The 17,753-nt window shown below is 48.5% G+C and carries 13 protein-coding genes; 3 read left to right on the top strand and 10 right to left on the bottom strand.

The genetic code is table 11. From position 1 onward, the window contains the following. Positions 1–13: 13 nt before the first annotated feature. The 3 genes from IPM52_09220 (at position 14) to IPM52_09210 (ending at position 3,092) form a co-directional block, all read left to right on the top strand. Positions 14–1,597: a F0F1 ATP synthase subunit alpha gene (locus IPM52_09220; protein ID MBK9291791.1), complete on the top strand. Its 1,584-nt coding sequence runs from the start codon at positions 14–16 to the stop codon at positions 1,595–1,597. A gap of 9 nt (positions 1,598–1,606) precedes the next feature. Further along, the gene (atpG, locus tag IPM52_09215; GenBank protein MBK9291790.1) at positions 1,607–2,488 is read left to right on the top strand and encodes an ATP synthase F1 subunit gamma; all 882 of its coding nucleotides are present in this window, start codon (positions 1,607–1,609) and stop codon (positions 2,486–2,488) included. An 82-nt stretch (positions 2,489–2,570) separates the two neighbouring features. After that, positions 2,571–3,092, top strand: coding sequence for a ferritin (locus tag IPM52_09210; GenBank protein MBK9291789.1), 522 nt, complete (start codon positions 2,571–2,573; stop codon positions 3,090–3,092). 656 nt (positions 3,093–3,748) lie between these two features. On the opposite strand, the gene IPM52_09205 is transcribed toward IPM52_09210, so the two are convergent. The 10 genes from IPM52_09205 to IPM52_09160 all read right to left on the bottom strand — a co-directional run bounded on the left by IPM52_09205 (position 3,749) and on the right by IPM52_09160 (position 17,687). After that, positions 3,749–5,428 (bottom strand): hypothetical protein, encoded by a 1,680-nt coding sequence (locus IPM52_09205; GenBank protein MBK9291788.1) that lies wholly within the window; start codon positions 5,426–5,428, stop codon positions 3,749–3,751. Positions 5,429–5,853: 425 nt separating this feature from the next. Continuing rightward, on the bottom strand, positions 5,854–6,651 hold the full coding sequence (locus IPM52_09200) for a hypothetical protein (protein ID MBK9291787.1): 798 nt from the start codon (positions 6,649–6,651) through the stop codon (positions 5,854–5,856). Continuing rightward, a complete protein-coding gene (locus IPM52_09195) occupies positions 6,645–6,866 on the bottom strand; it encodes a hypothetical protein (protein ID MBK9291786.1) in 222 nt (73 codons plus the stop codon). Before IPM52_09195 ends, IPM52_09200 begins: the two co-directional genes overlap by 7 nt. A 144-nt stretch (positions 6,867–7,010) precedes the next feature. Continuing rightward, positions 7,011–7,835: a hypothetical protein gene (locus tag IPM52_09190; GenBank protein MBK9291785.1), complete on the bottom strand. Its 825-nt coding sequence runs from the start codon at positions 7,833–7,835 to the stop codon at positions 7,011–7,013. 890 nt (positions 7,836–8,725) lie between these two features. Next, positions 8,726–10,327 (bottom strand): T9SS type A sorting domain-containing protein, encoded by a 1,602-nt coding sequence (locus tag IPM52_09185; protein MBK9291784.1) that lies wholly within the window; start codon positions 10,325–10,327, stop codon positions 8,726–8,728. An 831-nt stretch (positions 10,328–11,158) separates the two neighbouring features. Beyond that, positions 11,159–11,398: an ATP synthase F1 subunit epsilon gene (gene atpC / locus IPM52_09180; GenBank protein MBK9291783.1), complete on the bottom strand. Its 240-nt coding sequence runs from the start codon at positions 11,396–11,398 to the stop codon at positions 11,159–11,161. A 17-nt stretch (positions 11,399–11,415) separates the two neighbouring features. Continuing rightward, on the bottom strand, positions 11,416–12,927 hold the full coding sequence (gene atpD, locus IPM52_09175) for a F0F1 ATP synthase subunit beta (protein MBK9291782.1): 1,512 nt from the start codon (positions 12,925–12,927) through the stop codon (positions 11,416–11,418). Positions 12,928–13,036: 109 nt separating this feature from the next. Next, positions 13,037–13,654, bottom strand: coding sequence for a lipoprotein signal peptidase (locus tag IPM52_09170; GenBank protein MBK9291781.1), 618 nt, complete (start codon positions 13,652–13,654; stop codon positions 13,037–13,039). Positions 13,655–13,734: 80 nt separating this feature from the next. Next, positions 13,735–14,148, bottom strand: coding sequence for a TraR/DksA C4-type zinc finger protein (locus IPM52_09165; GenBank protein MBK9291780.1), 414 nt, complete (start codon positions 14,146–14,148; stop codon positions 13,735–13,737). A gap of 107 nt (positions 14,149–14,255) precedes the next feature. Then, positions 14,256–17,687, bottom strand: a complete 3,432-nt coding sequence (locus IPM52_09160; protein MBK9291779.1) for an isoleucine--tRNA ligase — start codon at positions 17,685–17,687, stop codon at positions 14,256–14,258. Between the last annotated feature and the right edge of the window lie 66 nt (positions 17,688–17,753).

The raw sequence follows: 17,753 nt of genomic DNA, 5'->3' as shown, positions 1-17,753 counted from the left end.
CAAAGCTAAACATATGGGAATCATTAAACCCGCTGAAGTTACCGCTATACTTCGTAAAGAATTATCCGGATTCGAAACTGCTGCCCAGCTCGAGGAAGTGGGCACCGTGCTCCAGGTGGGCGACGGTATTGCACGTGTGTATGGCATGGGAAATGCCGAATCGGGCGAACTGGTCATGTTCGAGAAGACTGGCATGATGGGCATTGTGCTCAACCTCGAAGAAGACAATGTGGGTGTAGTACTGCTTGGTTCAGGCACCGGCCTCAACGAAGGCGACGTGGTGAAACGCACCGGCCGTATTGCTTCCATCAAAGTGGGCGAAGGTATGCTCGGACGCGTTATCAATACACTCGGGCAGCCCATAGATGGTAAAGGCGAGATAACAGGCGAAACCTACGAAATGCCCCTCGAGCGCAAAGCCCCCGGCGTAATATTCCGCCAGCCGGTGAACGAACCCCTGCAAACCGGTATCAAGGCCATCGACGCCATGATTCCCATTGGGCGCGGACAGCGCGAGCTCATCATCGGCGACCGCCAGACAGGAAAAACCGCCATTGCCATCGACACCATCATCAACCAGCGTGAGTATTACGAACGTGGCGAACCTGTGTATTGCATCTATGTGGCTGTGGGCCAGAAGGGCAGCACAGTAGCCAATATCCAGAAGACCCTCGAGGACAAAGGCGCCATGCCTTACACTGTGATCGTTTCGGCCACGGCTTCCGATCCGGCCGCCATGCAGTTTTATGCGCCTTTTGCCGGCGCCGCTATTGGCGAGTTTTTCCGCGACACAGGCCGCCCGGCGCTCGTCATCTACGACGACCTCAGCAAGCAGGCCGTGGCCTACCGCGAAGTGTCGCTGCTGCTGCGCCGCCCGCCCGGACGTGAAGCCTATCCAGGCGACGTATTCTACCTGCACTCGCGCCTGCTCGAACGCGCCGCAAAAATCATCAACTCCGACGAGATTGCCCGCAATATGAACGACCTGCCCGAAAGCATCAGGCCAATGGTTAAAGGCGGCGGATCGCTCACAGCACTGCCGGTCATCGAAACCCAGGCCGGCGACGTTTCTGCATATATCCCTACCAACGTAATTTCGATTACCGACGGCCAGATCTTCCTCGAAACCAACCTGTTCAACTCAGGCATCCGCCCGGCCATCAACGTGGGTATCTCGGTTTCGCGTGTGGGGGGTAATGCACAGATCAAATCAATGAAAAAAGTTGCCGGCACCCTCAAACTCGACCAGGCACAATACCGCGAACTCGAAGCCTTCAGTAAATTCAGCTCCGACCTTGATGCTGCCACTACCGCCGTGCTCGAAAAGGGCAAACGCAACCTCGAAATCCTCAAACAACCCCAATACAGCCCAATGAAGGTGGAACACCAGATTGCTATCATCTTCTGCGGCACCAATAACCTGCTTCGCCGGGTGCCTGTGAATGCCATCAGTGCCTTCCAGGATGAGTTTCTGCACTATCTCGACGACAACCATGCCGATGTGCTCAGCCAGCTCAAGGCAGGCAAATACACCGACGAAATAGTGAATACCCTCACCGAAGCAGCCAAAAAAATAGCAGCACGTTACGAAAAATAATCCTCACCCATGCCCAGTCTGAAGGAAGTCAGGACGCGCATCGAATCGGTCAACAGCACCAAGCAGATCACCAGTGCCATGAAGATGGTGGCTGCTGCCAAGCTGCGCAAATCGCAGCAAGCTATTGGCACCATGCGTCCGTATGCCACCAAGCTCAAGGAGATGATGCAGCAAATTGTGGGCGGCCTGCCTGCAGGATTCACGCTGCCCCAGGCCGAACAGCGCGAAGGCGGCAAGGTGCTCGTCATACCCGTTACCTCCAACAGGGGGCTGTGCGGTACCTTCAATACCAATGTCATCCGCACTGCTGCAAAACTCATATCCGACGAGCTAAGCGCACACCAGCAGAACAACCAGCTCGAACTGATGTGTATCGGACGAAAAGGCGACGAGTTTTTCAAAAACCGCAAATACCCTGTAACGGCTACACACAACAACCTGCTCGACAAGCTGAATTATGAATCAGTTGCAGCTTTGGCTGATCACCTCATGGAGAGCTTTCTCAATGGAACCTACGACAAAATTGTGTTCGTGTACAGTCAGTTCAAAAGTGCCAGCAGCCAGATGGTCGTCGTTGAGCAGTTTCTGCCCATCCAGCTCCCGGTAGTGGACGAAAGTAAACAAAAAGCTACCATCGAATATTTGTTCGAACCGGATGGTGCCCAGATTTTGAATGAGCTGGTGCCCAAGACCTTGCGTACGCAGGTGTTCAAAGTGATACTCGACAGCCTGGCCTCGGAAAACGGCGCCCGCATGATTGCCATGCACAAAGCCACCGACAATGCCACCGAAATGCTTCGTCACCTCAAGCTTAGCTACAACAAGGCCCGCCAGGCTGCCATCACCAAGGAAATTCTGGAAATTGTGGCTGGCGCCAATGCGCTGAAATAAATTTTAACACAAATTTCATTAGCAGCCGACAACCTATCACATCTGTGTTTGTTGAAAGTCTGAAATCAAAAAACACAAAGCTATGATCAAGAAAACCATCGAAACTGCCCTCAATGAACAGGTAAAGCGCGAAGAATTCTCTTCCAGGCTATACCTTGCCATGGCCAGCTGGTGCGAAGCCAACGGCTATCCGGGCGCAGCCGCATTCCTGTATCGTCAGAGCGACGAAGAGCGCATGCATCAGCTTAAGATCGTGCATTACATTAACGACCGCGGCGGTTATGCTACCCTTATGCCGCTTCCTGCTCCAGAGGTGGGTTACCACAGCCTGAAAGAGGTGTTCGAACAGGTGATGGAGCACGAGCGTTATATCACCAGCTCCATCAACGATATTTACGAAGTAACCCTCAACGAAAAAGACTACACCACCGGAAATTTCCTGCAGTGGTACATCAACGAACAGATTGAAGAGGAAAGCACCATGTCGAAAATCCTCGACAAAATTAAGCTCGTGGGCGACGATAAAGCCGGTATGTTCCACATCGATAAAGAACTCGAAGCCCTTTCGGCTGCGCCTGTGAGCGGTGGCACAGAGGCCGAATAAACCTTCTCCACAATAGAGCTAAACAAAGAGGCTGTCGCAATGCATGAGACAGCCTCTTTGTTGTTTTAACAATGATCGGATTTTGCCGCGCTATTGCCCCCTGCTACAAATCGATACAATCGTGCGGTAGCGGAGTAAAGCTTTTTAATAATCGTTTTCCATGCGTTCCATGTGAGTTGGCCTATCAAGGCACCTTCGATTTGCCGGATTGTTGCGAACCCTGTTGCCGCGCGACAAAACGTGCGGCAACAGGGTCAAAAGTTTATGGGCAAACCACCGATTCATTGTAGTCTGCCACTGTAATGGTATAATACAAGGTGTATGTAACTGGTTTGCCGTATTCCATTAATACAGGATCATAATTATCATAACGCGAAACATTAAAGATCTTATCGTTATTATTCTTTGAGTAATGGATACATCTACCGTCTGTAAACCTTAGCACAACCGAGTCTCCGCTCGGGAAGATTGATATGGTCTCCGATCTTGAGGTGTGAGTCTCGATACTGCTATTGTTTGGAATATAATAGTTTCTATTTAGGACATCATCGGAATTGTAAACCTCTATATTCAAATCTTGCCCGGAACTATTGCGATAAACATAAGTTATTGTTTTTACTGCACTAACATGTTTCCCGCAGGAATAAGCCAAAACACTAATTCCAATGAGCAAAAAGAGCATCCAAATTGTTTTCTGTTGCATTGTTGTAAAGGTTTTTAATGTTATCACGCCATGCGTTCCATGTAAGTTGGCCTAATAGGGCATCCTCGATTTGCCTGATGGTGTAGCCGGTTACCTGATCGTATCCTTCAATCCCGTCTATCATATCTTGAACTACTCCTGTGTAAATTGGCACAGATCCACCATTTACAGGATCATAACTTGGATAATTACCCATGCTATTTGGCGGGTAAACCATACCGGTCAGAACCCATTGCACCCCTCTGGCCCACGATTCGGAAACTTTGAGGTCGCCGGTGCAGCAATTAATCCAGCAATCGCTGTCGTATTGACAATTGTAAGTAGCAGGGTCCATTTTCCAATGGCTGGCATTGGCAATTTCATGAATAGTCGTGCCATAAATTTCCATTGAGGAGTTTTGCGGGTTATAAATTTTTATGGCACTACCCAACCCCAGAAACCTGCATGATGCACAGTGGGTGCCATTGCTGGAGTTTGTTTCATACACCGCCCTTAGCTTGAGTTGTGTGTTCCAGAAGCTGTTTTGAGGAGGCCGTCGCAATCCCTGGATGTCTTGGTAGTAATAATGGTGGGTAGCCCGGAAAATAGTGGCCCAGAATTTTTCTTTTCCTGAGCCCATATCTAAACTCCACTGCCCCTTTTTCTTTGGGCCATTGATGTTTGCCGTGCTTAGCCACCCATCGCGAATTTCAAAATCGTACCGCTCAAATTGCAGGCTATAATTGGCTTCCCGGTCAAAAGTGCCATCGCAGATATAATAGCCGTTTTCGTTGGTGGTTCCTTTATAGGTTGTAAACCACCTTCTGGCCCTAACTTCGAGGCCAACAATCGGAACAAAGGTATTGAGTGTGTCATCCCAAACCCGCATGGTTCCGGATGGTGTCCATGGGCCTGATTTGGCCGTTTTATCATCGCCGAGGTTATCAGTAATTCGTAAAGCCTCATACACAAGTTTTTCAACCGGCACCGGCAATTCCTCTTTCACCTCCTCGCTTGATTCAGGAATAAAAAGTTCTGCCAGTATTTCGAATGCCACATCAGGAAACGCATAGTCAACAGGCACAGAAGTGTATTGGTAGGTGGGCTGACCAATCGGCACTTCAGGATCCTGGTAAGTAAGCGAGCCTTCTTCGATCTCCACATCAAGCGGATATTGATACAGGTATATAGATGTATCGTTTTTGAGCAACGACAGTTCGTCGTCATCGTATGGGATAAACTTCACATAGTAGTGCGATGGAGTGATTTCATAAGCACCCTGGCCGTCTAAAAGGTTGTTGAGCGCTTCCTGCATATTTTCAACCGTGTAGGGGTTCTTAAGTTGTTTCTGATAGACGGATTTTGTTTTTGTTTCGTTGCTTTGGGTTTGCCGGACACTTGTGATTTCTTTGTCGCAGCTCTGAAAGATGAACAGCGTAACAATAATAGCTATACAAAATATGTGATTGTTATGGTTTCTTTTCATGGTAATTTGATTTATAAGTGATAATATGGTAGTTTCATAACTGTAAGGCCGCTCCTGAGCAAAGCGGCCCACCTCAGTCGAACTTATTCTTTCCCAGCCAGAAGATATGCTTAGTGTTGCTAGATGGCACATATTGCGTACAAAACAGCTGGATAAAGGCGTTTTCATGACCATAGCTTATGTCCTGACCCTGCTGCCCATGCAGCAAATGCTTGCTTTTTGCGGGGGGGGGGACACAAACCGCCCGCTTTCGGCGCGGGCGTGCGGTTCACAAAGCAAAGAAGGCGCAGCCTTGAACTTAAGAGTATATTCTTTTATACCACACGATGCAATCGTGCGGTAGCGGGGGGCCAATATGTGCCTTTTTGCTGCGGGCATTGTTTCTTTTTTACATCTATTAGTACCACTCAATGCCAAAATCGCATCAAAAATTTTGGACTTTTTTTCAACATTTTTTCAATGTGCTGAAAAACAGGACAATACAACGTGGTTTTTACAGCAGCAAAAACGGATTCGGGCAGTACAGCAGGGGGGTGGGGGGTGTTCTATTCGTTACCACACGGTGGAATCGTGCGGTAGCGGGGAGCATCTTTTCATTGCTTTTTACTTTTTTTCAAACTTACCGTAAAAAGTAATCCTAGATAATTCCCGGACAGATCATAATACCCTCTGGTATCAGGCGATGTAAAGAGGTGTGCAAATTGATACTCTCCGGAAATTGTATTCTGAAAGTTCATTACATAGATCAGGTTTGCATTGAGAAGAACTTTCTCTAAAGCATAAGAGAACCCTGTGCCAATTACAAAACTACCCTGAAATGAGTTCTCAGGACTTTTTAGCTTTAATCCAAATATTTCTCTGTAGTCAGAAAGCTCTTCATTTGAAATTGATACAACAAGGTCAGAACTTCCATTAGGGAAATACATTGCTTTAAAACCCGTTATAAATGATGTAAAGGTTTTTTTTCCTGTTTGTAAATTTAAATGTAAAAACAATGGAAATGAGAAAGTATAAAGAGCATATGATCTGTAACTGTCTATTAGATCCTCCTGATATTCAGAATAAAGATCTTCTTTTAATATTTTGAAGGTTACAGAGTATATTGGTTCTTTTGCAACAAGCAACCCCGTTTGAAATGACCACTTCCTGTCAGGATAGAAATCATACAACACTCCTGTATTAAAGCCCCACATAGATTTATTTTCAAAAGTAAGATTACCATACCGGGGAGTAAGTTCAGCCTTGTTATATAATACCGGTCCGGCAACAAAACTCCATTTTGAAAACTTAGAGAGTTCATAATAAACTATTTGCTCCTGCGCAAAAGTTGTTTTCAGGAAAGCATTGCTGAGCAGAAGGCCCAGCAATGCGATTTTTAAGATCCTTACCATGTCAGAACATTTTGATTAGAATAACTGGCATATTCAAAATAACCAATAATTGATACATTCTTTTCAGCCCTGTATTGTGGAAAGGCACCCCATGAAGAGCAGTTCTTTTCTATGCTTTTTGCTTTTTTATATTTCATGCCTGACCAACATTGAAAAGCAACATTATTACAATCCACATCCCTGAAAGAGCATTGGACACCTACTCCTAAATCCATTTTGTATTTTTCCCAGCTGCTTCCCTGCTTCTTATAAGAAGTGATTTCGGCACAACCAACACCTTTCCATGGATAACTGTGGAAATGTACATGTTTGATAACCTTACGGTCTGTTGCATAATAATCCGGATAATCTCTCCCTTTCTAATTGGTACATTCGCCTTTACCGCCTCCATCAAATTCAATATTGGTGGTTACGGTTGGTTCGCTGTAAGCGGTTTCATCTCCTTCATTAATCCTGATCAGTGTTGCAACATCAAGATTTCTGATTTCAACAAAACCTCTATCAGTTAATTTAATGATTTTATCCCCGATTTTTACTTCTCCGTTGCCGTTCAATAAAGTCATTTCAACAAGGCTGAATGGATACTTCTTTTTGGGATAAGTTTCAATGTTGAGTTCATCGTTGTTGAGCCATAACTCCTCGGCAGCAACGTAAACTTGTCTCAAAGTTAAAGGGATGTTGTAATAATTCTCAAAATTAATCAATGGTTGATGGTCAACAAAACCAACTTCATCCTCTTTTGCATTTAAAGCATCATCACTTAAACTACTCCATGCCGCTAAAAAGGCATTTTCATGTTGTTCCATCTGAGCCTCAAGAGAGGCAATTGTTGCTTCATAATGCTCAACACTGCTAAATTCAAGTAAGGTTACACCAGTCTTACTACCAGCTGTTAATGTTATGAGCTTGATTTCTCCATGATTGTCAGCAGATCTTTCTGCAAACTTCTCTTTGGAGCAACTTGCCATAAAAATGGCGATCACGATCAAACAAACTAAATTTCTCATTTTAATTATTGTTTTATTGGTGATTTTAAAAAATAAACTGACTTTAGGTTTAGCCGCTTCGGTTTGATGTAAGCGGCCCACCTTAGTCGAACTTATTCTTTCCCAGCCAGAAGATATGCTTAGTGTTGCAAGATGGCACATTTTGCGTACAAAACAGCTGGATAAAGGCGTTTTCATGACCATAGCTTATGTCCTGACCTTGCTGTCCATGCAGCAAATGCTTGCTTTTTGCGGGGGGGGGGGGACACAAACCGCCCGCTTTCGGCGCGGGCGTGCGGTTCACAAAGCAAAGAAGGCGCAGCCTTGAACTTAAGAGTATATTCTTTTATACCACACGATGCAATCGTGCGGTAGCGGGGGGCCAATATGTGCCTTTTTGCTGCGGGCATTGTTTCTTTTTTACATCTATTAGTACCACTCAATGCCAAAATCGCATCAAAAATTTTGGACTTTTTTTCAACATTTTTTCAATGTGCTGAAAAACAGGACAATACAACGTGGTTTTTACAGCAGCAAAAACGGATTCGGGCAGTACAGCAGGGGGGTGGGGGGTGTTCTATTCGTTACCACACGATACAATCGTGCGGAATCCGGCGAATTAAGCCGGGCGGCGGTACAACCGCCGCCCGAAGCTGGGACTTTATATCTGAAAACAACAATCTATAATTGTGAAGACTTCTGCTTGGAATCATTTTCTGATACACTTTCTTTTTGGAATATCCTGCGCAAGATCACTATACCGCTCAGGAAAGTCATGCCAAATATAACAGACCATAAAACAACCATTAACGTAAGTTCATAACTAATTGATAAGCAGATGAATACGACATTTATTGGAAGTGATATAAATACCCCTGTAAGTCCTGTTTTCAAACCTATCAATGGTTGAGTTTTTCTTGTCATTATTTGTCATATTGATTTAACAATCAAATGATAAACTTATTAATCCAGGCGGCCAACCAAAACAGAACAGGCTGCATTCCTGAAAATGAGTCCACCATTATCGTGCCTGCAATTGCGATTACACAATCTGGATATTTCACAATACACACCCTGGCCAGCTACATTTATTCTTTGATAAGCTTTGTGGTTTCGATGCTGCCATCATCAAAGCGGGTACGCAGCAGGTAGAGGCCGTTCGGGAGCTTCGACAGCTCGTAAATCGCCCCATTGTTAAGCATTGACAGTTCAATTTTGCCCATCAGTTGCCCCTTTTGGTTGTAGAGCTCCATACTGCTGAGGCGCGAGGCATCGTTGACCACAATACGCGGGCTGCCACGAAAAGGATTGGGATAAACCTGCACACGTGCATTTACCAGCGGGTTTTGGGGCAGAGCCACCACCACGTGTTGGTTTTCGATGGCACCCATATCAATGCGGCCACCGAAAATACGCGGATTGCCCAAAAGGTCGGTGGCGGGCAAGCCAAGCCCTGTGGTATCGGGTGTGCCGGCATTCACGCAGGGCGAGTTATCCATCAGCGACCAATCGGCCAGGGAGCCATCGTAGCCCAGCCCCGAGCCCTGTGTGGGATTCACAAACAGGGGCGGCCCGGCAGTATTGCCCTCGCCATAGTAATAAACAGGAGGATCGGCAATGCAGGAATAGGAAAGGTTAACGAATTGGGAATTAACTGTCCAAATCTGAAAAGGTTCTCCAAAGCTTGATGTGTTGCCTTGAATAATATTATTACGCATGGTTAAATGCGGGCTTTCATAGAAGATACCTGGAGTTCCTGGTGTATAATAATTATTGTTGACTACAGTATTGTTAAGATACCTTGAGATGCCATATCCATGACCGTTAAATAAACCAGTGGCCAGGTTGTTTGCAATAAGGTTGTTAACCACCGAAACCTTATAGGCAGTTTCATACAATGCCCCATTTACACTTATGTTGTTAAAAAATTTGTTGCTGATAATTGTTCCCGTGGTACCCATATGAGCACAAAATCCTCCACCTCTTCCTGATCCCATTGGCCCCCAAATAGTCTCAGTAACATTCATAGCTATATTGTGTTGAAAAAGATTGCCCTCTATCCAAAAGCTGGATTGTTCTGCTGAAACTGCACCTCCGCTATCATAGGTACTGTTTCGCCTGAAGATGTTATCGGTAAGTACAAACTTTTGCATATTTTTTACATAAATAGCGCCTCCATAATAGTTGGCATGGTTTCTTTCGAAGAGCGATTTTGAAATAACCAGGCTTTTGTAGCCATTGGCATACACAGCGCCACCTTTGTTGTCCTCGCCTCCAAGAAACCAAAAAGCACCCGGAACAACAGCCTTGCCATATTTGAAGCTGCAATAGCTTAAGACTGAAGTATCGGTTTGGTTCTGCAGAAAGCGCAAACCACCCCATCCGCCACTCAGGGTGGTTGTGTCGGCAAACATAGTGGTGTCGCTCACGGTGAAAAGTATCCTGTTTGCAGGCGTGCCAATGGCCATGAGTTTACCATAAACATCAATGCTGTAATTGCCTTGAAATTCGACTACAACCCCCGCCTGTATGCTTAAAGTAAGGCCTGCCGGCACAACCATGTTTTGGTGAATTTTAACCGTATCGGCCACCCAAACAGTGTCGGTTTGCAGGGTAAACTGCCCTTGACCATGCGCATTTGAAGCGCCCAGAGCAAGGATTAATAAAAGTGTGTTAAAAATCTTTTTCATAGGATAAAGGTCAATAGTAATCATATATTTAATAAAAAGTAGCTGAGGCTGTCTCGAGGTTCACCGTTTGACGCTGCTGAGTACGCTGTGTAATTTAACTGTTAAGCTTCTGCCAAATGGCCATAGCCTCGGGGGTATATTGCTGGATGTGGCTTTGTTTTTCCTGAACCGGATGGTCTTTTTTGCACGATAGCGCAAGCACCATAACAATAAGCATTGTTGGTATGAAAAGTTTTTTTATCATGTTAAATAACTGGTTAAAGTTCATAATTTATTTTGGATTCTCACCCTGTTGTTCGACTTTGAGTGGCTACGATATGGATGGCCCGGAGCTTGCATATCCAGGCCCACCTCAGTCGAACTTATTCTTGCCCAGCCAAAAAATGTGTTTTGTGGTATAATAGGGCAAATATTGCGTACAAAACAGCTGTGTAAAAGCGTTTCCATGACCATAGCCTATGGCCTGACCCTGCTGCCCATGCAGCAAATGCTTGCTTTTTGCGGGGGGGCACTATGTGCCTTTTTGCTTCGGGCATTGTTCCTTTTTTACGCCTATTAGTACCACTCAATGCCAAAATCGCATCAAAAATTTTGGACTTTTTTTCAACATTTTTTCAATGTGCTGAAAAACAGGACAATACAACGTGGTTTTTACAGCAGCAAAAACGGATTCGGGCAGTACAGCAGGGGGGTGGGGGTGTTTTATTCGTTACTGCACGGTGGAATCGTGCGGTAGCGGGGCGTTAGCGGGGGGCTGAAAAGAAAAAGCCCCCTGAGCTGGAGGCTTTATCGATATCTGAACTGTAGTCCGATTGCCGGTAAGTTGATGTGTCAGTCGGCCAGAACGATGATTTTGTTTTTTTTCACTTCGAGCACACCACCTTTGATTTCGAAATATTCGGTTGATTTATCGGTGGTTGTAATAATTTTCACCCGGCCCTTACCTAAGGCGGCAATCATGGGAGCATGGTTGTGCAGGATTTCGAACAGGCCATCGGGTCCTGGCAGCTGCACCAATTGTACCTCGCCTGAAAAGATTGTGGTTTCGGGGGTGATGATTTCCAGTTTCATGCGTGGGTGGTTGTTGGTTATGCTTTGCTTTCGGCCAACAGTTTTTTACCCTTTTCGATGGCTTCTTCAATGGTTCCTACCAGGTTGAAGGCAGCTTCGGGGTATTCGTCCACTTCGCCGTCCATGATCATGTTGAAACCTTTAATGGTATCGTCAATTGAGACCACACAGCCGGGGATACCCGTAAACTGTTCGGCCACATGGAAGGGCTGCGAGAGGAAGCGCTGCACACGTCGCGCACGGTGCACAATGAGTTTGTCCTCTTCCGAAAGCTCATCCATACCCAGGATGGCGATGATGTCCTGCAGTTCTTTGTAGCGTTGCAGGATATTTTTCACGCGCTGGGCGGTTTTGTAGTGTGCTTCGCCCACAATGTCGGGGGTGAGGATGCGCGAGGTGGAGTCGAGGGGGTCAACAGCGGGGTAAATTCCCAGCTCGGCTATCTTACGGTTGAGTACGGTGGTTGCATCAAGGTGCGAGAATGTGGTGGCCGGGGCGGGGTCGGTGAGGTCGTCGGCAGGCACGTAAACTGCCTGAACCGAGGTAATGGATCCGCGTTTGGTGGAGGTGATGCGTTCCTGCATGATTCCCATTTCGGTGGCCAGGGTGGGCTGATAACCTACGGCCGAAGGCATGCGGCCAAGCAATGCCGAAACTTCGGAGCCTGCCTGAGTAAAACGGAAAATGTTATCGATAAAGAACAGGATGTCGCGTCCGTCGGCTTCGTCTTCGCCATCACGGAAATATTCGGCCATGGTAAGTCCGCTCAGGGCTACACGGGCACGTGCTCCCGGGGGTTCGTTCATCTGTCCGAAAACCAGCGTGGCCTGCGATTCTTTGAGTTGATTGTAGTCCACCTTGCTCAGGTCCCAGCTGCCGGCTTCCATGCTGTGTAAAAACTCAGGGCCGTATTTGATTACACCCGACTCAATCATCTCGCGCAGGAGGTCGTTGCCTTCGCGCGTACGCTCACCCACACCGGCAAATACCGACATACCTGAATAGGTCTTGGCAATGTTGTTGATCAGCTCCATGATGATCACCGTTTTGCCTACACCTGCACCGCCAAACAGTCCAACCTTGCCACCTTTGGCGTAAGGCTCAATCAGGTCGATGACTTTAATGCCGGTATAGAGCACTTCGGTTTGTGTGCTGAGATTTTCGAATTTTGGCGGCTTGCGGTGTATGCTGTTGCGTTTTTTTGCCTGCACGGGTTTCAGCCCGTCGATGGGTTCGCCAATCACATTGAACAACCTGCCTTTTACATCTTCGCTGGCAGGCATCGAAATTGGTGCACCAAGGGCCCTTACTTCCATGTTGCGACGCAAACCATCGGTCGAGTCCATGGCAATGGCGCGCACGGTGTTTTCTCCAATATCCTGCTGCACTTCGAGGATGAGTTTTTCGCCATTGTCGCGCGTCACCTCTAATGCTTCGTAAAGATTTGGAAGTGTTGCGCCATGGTCAAAGCTTACGTCCACCACGGGACCAATGATCTGCGAGATGCGTCCTTTTTGTTGTGTGTTCATCGAAATAGCCTGGTCATTTTGTAAGCTGCAAAAGTAGTTAATTGGCTCGGAATAAAAAAACAGCTCAACAAGCCTTGTGGCTATAATTCAGCCTGTTGTTAAATATTTTTTACAATCCCCGCAGAAATTTGCGTTCAAAGAGGAGCAGCCAAAGCACACCCGTAGTGATGGAAGCATCGGCGATATTGAATACCGGCCGGAAAAAAATGAAATAATCATCCGGTCCGAACAAAAAGCCGGGCATCCAGGAAGGCGCTTGTGCTTTTTGAATCATGATGATTGGAAAATAGAACATATCCACCACATGTCCGTGCAGAAAGCCGGCATACCCACCGCCCTCGGGCAGAAATGTGGCAACGGTGTGCCAGGTGCTTTCGCTGAAAATGAGGCCATAAAAGCAGCTGTCGATGATGTTGCCCAGGGCGCCTGCCAGGATGAGCGAGATGCCCAGAACAGGACCAAAAGGGGTTTGTTTCTGGGTGAGGCGCCATAAATAATATCCAATGGCGAAGGCAGCAGCAATGCGAAACAGGCTGAGAATCAGCTTGCCCCACTCGCCGGCAAACTGCAGCCCGAAAGCCATACCCGGATTTTCGGTAAAGTGAAGCACAAACCAGTTGCCCAGCACGGGAATCTCCTCGCCCATGGTCATATTGAGCTTGATGTAGAACTTCAGGGCCTGGTCGGCAAGCAGCACCAGCAAGATGATGAAGAGAGGTTTTTTCATTTTCGGGAATCAACACATTACATTAAACCCCGGCCAGGGTCTGACCGGGGAGTTGCGGTTTCTTTTCAGATATAATATTTTCACTTGTTGCCTTGCTGAAGTTTGGCTTCGATGCTCAGGGTAGCGTGTGGCACGATGCGGAGGCGTTCTTTGGCAATGAGTTTACCTGTGGCCCGGCAGATGCCATAGGTTTTGTTTTCGATGCGGATAAGTGCGTTCTCGAGGTTCTGGATAAATTTTTGCTGACGTGCAGCCAGGCGTCCGTTTTCCTCTTTCGAGAGCACCTGATATCCTTCCTCGAGCACTTTGAAGGTAGGCGAAGTGTCGTTGGTGCCGTTTTCGCCATCGGCACTCAGGGCTTCGGTAAGCAATTTAAGGTCGGCCCGGGCTTTTTCGAGCTTTTTCAGTATGATTTCCTTGAATTCTTCCAGTTCCTCGTCCGAGTAGCGGGTTTTGTTTACCTCGGCCTGCTCGATTTTTTCCTTCTCTTTCATAGCGGTAAGTGTTAGTGTCCAATCTAAACTGTATCTCCGGGTTCAACGCGTGAAACCGGTATAAATATAATGCATTTTTGTCATCGGCACGCGGTTTCGGCCGAATCTCAGCCGATTTTCTGCACATGGATACGGGCGCTGACCTCGTCGGTAAGTTCCGTATCGAACACCTCATCGCCTGCCAGGCCCGTTTCCCAGCGAATTTCCGACAGGGTTTCGGTGCTGATGTATGTTGCACACTCCTTGACAGCTTCCGACAGCTCCTCACTGCCGTCCACTTTCAGGATGATGTGGTCGGTTACGTCGAATCCGCGGTCTTTGCGAAGGTTTTGCACCCTGTTGACCAGTTCGCGGGCCAGTCCTTCGCGGTAAAGCTCGGGGCTGATGCCCATATCGAGGGCCACGGTAAGGCCGTCGGCAGTGGCCACCGTCCAGCCAGGGATATCTTCGGTGATGATGTCCACATCTTCCAGTCCTACCTCAACTTCCTGTTCTCCAACATGCAGGTGCAGCCTGCCCTGTTGTTCAAGCCTGCGGATGTCGTATTGCGACAGGCCGGTGAGCAGCACGGCAATGTCTTTCATCAGTTTGCCGTAGCGTGGCCCCAGTGTTTTGAAGTTGGGTTTGACGCGTTTGATGAGCACGCTGTTGTCGCCTTCCAGGTAGATCACCTCTTTCACATTGACTTCGGAAAGGATGAGGTTTTCGACGGCCTGCAGTTGTGCCTTCATCTTTGCATCGGCCACCGGAATCATGATGGATTGCAGGGGCTGGCGCACCCTGATGTTGGCTTTTTTGCGCAGCGAGAGAATCATCGACGAGAAGTGTTGTGCCATAGCCATGCGTTCTTCCAGGTCGGTGTCGATGAGGGTTTCGTTGGCTTGAGGGAAGTCGGTCAGGTGCACCGAGATGGCTGCATTGCGTTGCGAAACCTGGTTGAGGTCGCGGTAGAGCTGCTCGGAGAAGAATGGCGCTATGGGGGCAGCCAGCATGGCGATGGTTTCCAGACAGGTGTAAAGGGTTTGATAAGCCGAAATCTTATCGGTGGTGTATTGTCCTTTCCAGAACCGGCGGCGCGAGAGGCGCACATACCAGTTGCTCAGGTTTTCGTCCACAAAGTCCTGAATGGCACGTCCGGCACGGGTGGGTTCGTATTGGGCATAGGCTTCGTCCACAGTTTTTATCAGGGTGTTGAGCGACGACAGGATCCATCGGTCAATTTCGGGGCGCTCATCGTGTGGCACTTCGGCTTCGGCATAACGGAAGCCGTCGATGTTGGCATAGAGCGCAAAAAATGCATAGGTATTGTAAAGGGTGCCGAAGAATTTGCGCCTCACTTCGTCCACGCCACCCAGGTCGAATTTGAGGTTGTCCCAGGGCTGGGAGTTGGTGATCATGTACCACCTGGTGGCATCGGGGCCGTATTTTTCGATGGTTTCGAAGGGGTCGATGGCATTGCCCAGTCGTTTGGACATTTTATTGCCGTTTTTGTCGAGCACCAATCCGTTGGAGACCACAGTCCGGAAGGCAACCGAGTCGAACAGCATGACGGCAATGGCGTGCAGGGTGAAAAACCAGCCGCGTGTCTGGTCAACACCTTCGGCGATGAAGTCGGCGGGGAAGTACCTGTCGAATTGTTCGGCAGCTTCGAAGGGGTAGTGGAACTGGGCATAGGGCATGGCACCCGAGTCGAACCACACGTCGATGAGGTCGGGTTCGCGATACATGGGTTTGCCCGATGGTGAGCACAGCACCACTCTGTCCACATAAGGCCGGTGCAGATCGAACAGGTTATAGTTTTCGCTGCTGTTGTCGCCTTCGGCAAAAGCGGCCAGCGGGTTACTTTCCATAAAGCCGGCAGCCACGGCCTGGTCAATGGCTTTTTTGAGTTCGGCCACCGAGCCGATGCAGCGTTGTTCGGTTTTGTCTTCAGTCATCCAGATGGGCAGGGGCACACCCCAGAAGCGCGAGCGCGAGAGGTTCCAGTCCACCAGGTTTTCGAGCCAGTTGCCGAAACGGCCTTCACCTGTGGCTTTGGGTTTCCAGTTGATGGTGGCATTGAGCTCGAGCATGCGCTGGCGAAATGCCGTGGTGCGGATAAACCAGCTGTCGAGGGGGTAGTAGAGCACGGGTTTGTCGGTGCGCCAGCAATGGGGATAGCTGTGCACATATTTTTCGATGCGGAAGGCTTTGCCATCTTTTTTGAGCATGACCGAGAGGTCCACGTCGAGGGTGGGTGCATCAGGTGCGAGTTCGGGGTCGTATTCGTTTTTTACAAACCTGCCGGCAAACTCGCTGTAAGCCTGTGTGTTGACTTGGTTTCTGACAAAGTCTGCGTCCAGGTCTTCAATGGGGTAAAACCTGCCCCGGAGGTCAACCATGGGTCGTTTTTGTCCGTCGCGGTCGATGAGAAGCAGGGGTACAATTCCCGAAGCCTTGGCCACCCTGTCGTCGTCGGCGCCAAAGGTGGGGGCAATGTGCACGATGCCAGTACCATCGGCAGTGGTCACAAAGTCGCCGGCGATCACCCTGAAGGCGTCGCCCATGGGCTTCACCCAGGGGATAAGTTGCTTGTAGCGCAGCCCTTCGAGCCACAATCCATTGAAGGTGTGCAGGATGCGGTAGGGTAACTTTTTGTCGCCGGGTTTGTATGACTCGAAGTCGGCCTCAGCCATTCTGTCGTCAAAGTAATTGCCAGCCAGGTCTTTGGCCAGGATTACCCGAATGGGTTGTCCGGTGTAGGGGTTATAGGTCTTGACCAGCACGTATTCGATGTCCGGTCCAACGGCCAGGGCGGTGTTCGAGGGCAGGGTCCAGGGTGTGGTGGTCCAGGCCAGGATATACAGTGGCAAGCCGGCATCTGGCAGGCTGTTCAGGCGCTCATGGGGTTCGAGCTCAAACTGAGCGGTCACCGAGGTGTCTTTTACATCGCGGTAGCAGCCTGGCTGGTTGAGCTCGTGTGTGCTCAGTCCGGTGCCGGCAGCAGGGGAGTAAGGCTGAATGGTATAGCCCTTGTAGAGCAGTCCTTTTTCGAAAAGTTTCGAAAGGAGGTACCAGACGCTTTCGATGTATTTGTTGTCGAAGGTGATGTAAGGGTTTTCCAGATCCACCCAGTAGCCCATCATGCGGGTGAGCTCGTCCCAGAGGTCTTTATATTTCATCACCTCCGAGCGGCAGGCTTTGTTGTAGTCTTCGACGCTGATGGTTTTGCCGATGTCTTCCTTGGTGATGCCCAGGCTTTTTTCGACGCCGATTTCGACGGGAAGGCCGTGGGTATCCCATCCGGCTTTGCGCTCAACGAGCCTGCCTTTCTGGGTTTGATAGCGGCAAAAGATGTCTTTGATGGCGCGGGCCATCACGTGGTGAATGCCGGGTACGCCATTGGCCGAGGGCGGGCCTTCGTAAAAGACGAAGGGTTTGCCATCTTTTCTGTTTTCCAGCGTCTTACGGAAGATGTCGTTCTGTTCCCACCAGGCCCGTATTTCTTTGCCTGTGGCATTCAGGTCGAGTTGTTTGTATTCTCTGTATTTCAGCGTCATAGGCTGCATGTTTTTTCGGGCTGCGAATCCGGAAAATTGGCTGCAAAGGTATGAAAAAAGGCAGTT

Source organism: Bacteroidota bacterium (assembly GCA_016715945.1).
GTDB lineage: Bacteria > Bacteroidota > Bacteroidia > Bacteroidales > F082 > JALNZU01.
The sequence above is the reverse complement of the archived record's forward strand: the minus strand, read 5'-3'. Positions and strand labels throughout refer to the sequence as shown.

Bases quoted from the DNA above. Each gene is read 5' to 3' on its own strand.
- IPM52_09220 (MBK9291791.1), top strand. From the start codon at position 14: ATGGGAATCATTAAACCCGCTGAAGTTACCGCTATACTTCGTAAAGAA.
- atpG (MBK9291790.1), top strand. From the start codon at position 1,607: ATGCCCAGTCTGAAGGAAGTCAGGACGCGCATCGAATCGGTCAACAGC.
- IPM52_09210 (MBK9291789.1), top strand. From the start codon at position 2,571: ATGATCAAGAAAACCATCGAAACTGCCCTCAATGAACAGGTAAAGCGC.
- IPM52_09205 (MBK9291788.1), bottom strand. From the start codon at position 5,428: ATGAAAACGCCTTTATCCAGCTGTTTTGTACGCAATATGTGCCATCTA.
- IPM52_09200 (MBK9291787.1), bottom strand. From the start codon at position 6,651: ATGGTAAGGATCTTAAAAATCGCATTGCTGGGCCTTCTGCTCAGCAAT.
- IPM52_09195 (MBK9291786.1), bottom strand. From the start codon at position 6,866: ATGGATTTAGGAGTAGGTGTCCAATGCTCTTTCAGGGATGTGGATTGT.
- IPM52_09190 (MBK9291785.1), bottom strand. From the start codon at position 7,835: ATGAAAACGCCTTTATCCAGCTGTTTTGTACGCAAAATGTGCCATCTT.
- IPM52_09185 (MBK9291784.1), bottom strand. From the start codon at position 10,327: ATGAAAAAGATTTTTAACACACTTTTATTAATCCTTGCTCTGGGCGCT.
- atpC (MBK9291783.1), bottom strand. From the start codon at position 11,398: ATGAAACTGGAAATCATCACCCCCGAAACCACAATCTTTTCAGGCGAG.
- atpD (MBK9291782.1), bottom strand. From the start codon at position 12,927: ATGAACACACAACAAAAAGGACGCATCTCGCAGATCATTGGTCCCGTG.
- IPM52_09170 (MBK9291781.1), bottom strand. From the start codon at position 13,654: ATGAAAAAACCTCTCTTCATCATCTTGCTGGTGCTGCTTGCCGACCAG.
- IPM52_09165 (MBK9291780.1), bottom strand. From the start codon at position 14,148: ATGAAAGAGAAGGAAAAAATCGAGCAGGCCGAGGTAAACAAAACCCGC.
- IPM52_09160 (MBK9291779.1), bottom strand. From the start codon at position 17,687: ATGACGCTGAAATACAGAGAATACAAACAACTCGACCTGAATGCCACA.